This is a genomic window from Georgenia thermotolerans (assembly GCF_009193185.1).
Classification (GTDB): Bacteria; Actinomycetota; Actinomycetes; order Actinomycetales; family Actinomycetaceae; genus Georgenia; species Georgenia thermotolerans.
Genome location: NZ_VUKF01000107.1, coordinates 1 through 1,231, shown reverse-complemented (window position 1 = coordinate 1,231; position 1,231 = coordinate 1). Strand labels below are relative to the sequence as shown.

Genomic DNA, 1,231 nt, shown 5'->3' with positions numbered 1-1,231 from the left:
CGGCGGGCAGGTCGGCCTGGGTGAGCAAGCCGTCTGCGGCCTGATCCCAGGGGCGGGGCGTCGGAAGTGCCATGCGCACGAGATTATCGGGGAAGGGGCCCCTATCTCATGTGGTTGCAAGGACGCGGATGTCGGTGTTAGATGTCAGGTAGTGGCACAAACGCTAGTTGCTGCTGGCGGTCACCCGGACCTGGACGAGGCCATGACGGGCAAGGGACCGGACGACCTGCTGTTCTCCGGGCCGACCGGCGGCCGGCTCGTCGCGGCGAACTTCCGCCGGGCGGTGGACTGGGCGACGATCCGCCCGGCGCTCGCCCGCCCCGACCTGCGCGTGCACGATCTGCGCCACACGTTCGCCACCATCCTGTTCGACGCCGGCGCGTCGGCACCGGACGTCCAAGCGGTGCTCGGGCACTCCAGCCTCCAGGTCACCGAGCGCTACTCGCGCGCACGCGAGGGGGTCGCCCGACGAGCGGGTGCGGTGTTCGACAGCCTCACCGGCGGCGGAGGCCACGGATATGGCACAGCGCCCCGCGGGGCCCGGTCTGTGAGCGCCGTCAGCGCCGCGGAGCCGAGGCGCCGGGCCGCCAGACCGGACTTCAGAACCTGATGTCACTCGCGAAGATTCGCAATGCCATCGACGAAGGCCAGGTGCGTGACGCCATGGCGCTGGTCGGTCTCGATCCCGACCTACCTCAGAAGGCACGCCACTACTCCCTGGGCATGAAGCAACGACTCGGCCTGGCGCAAGCGATCATGGAAGACCAGCCCGGCATGGTGCTCGACGAACCCTTCAACGCCCTCGACGAGGAGACGGTCACCGAGATGCGCCAGCTGCTGCGGTCGCTGGTCGACGACGGCAAGCCCCTGGTCATGACCAGCCACCCTAAGACGACATCGACATCCTCTGCGACCGCGCCTACCGCTTCCGGCGTGGACACCTCGAGACCATCCGCTAACTCACGTGCCGCAGGACGCCCCGCTGCTTTGACTTGTGACGCGTGGCATCTATCCGTTGACTGGCCGCCGCACTCCCTCGGTTCCGGCAGGGCGGCAGGTGGTGACTTGCCCCGCTTCACCGACCGACCCGTTCCTGACAGCCGTTGATGCCGCTCGCCGATCTTCCCCAGGGGTGCTCGTTGAAATTCCCCACCCGGAGGCGGTTGTCAATGTAGCGGTCGCGGGTTGCCGGTGGTGGCTCGGCGGAGGGTGTCGGTGGCGGCGTGGTGGG

General features: G+C 68.6%; 2 protein-coding genes. Both read left to right on the top strand.

Features of this window, described 5'->3' with window-relative positions; all coding sequences use genetic code 11:
- Positions 1-610 (top strand): tyrosine-type recombinase/integrase (locus tag GD970_RS21380; RefSeq protein WP_226925531.1); only part of this gene is annotated, 610 nt, incomplete at its 5' end.
- Entirely contained in the window at positions 610-1,107 is a 498-nt protein-coding gene (locus tag GD970_RS21375; protein WP_152204891.1) for an ATP-binding cassette domain-containing protein, read from the top strand. The genes GD970_RS21380 and GD970_RS21375, both read left to right, overlap by 1 nt.
- Positions 1,108-1,231 lie beyond the last annotated feature (124 nt).

Coding starts and splice junctions, on each gene's coding strand:
- GD970_RS21375 (WP_152204891.1), top strand. CDS start 610: ATGTCACTCGCGAAGATTCGCAATGCCATCGACGAAGGCCAGGTGCGT.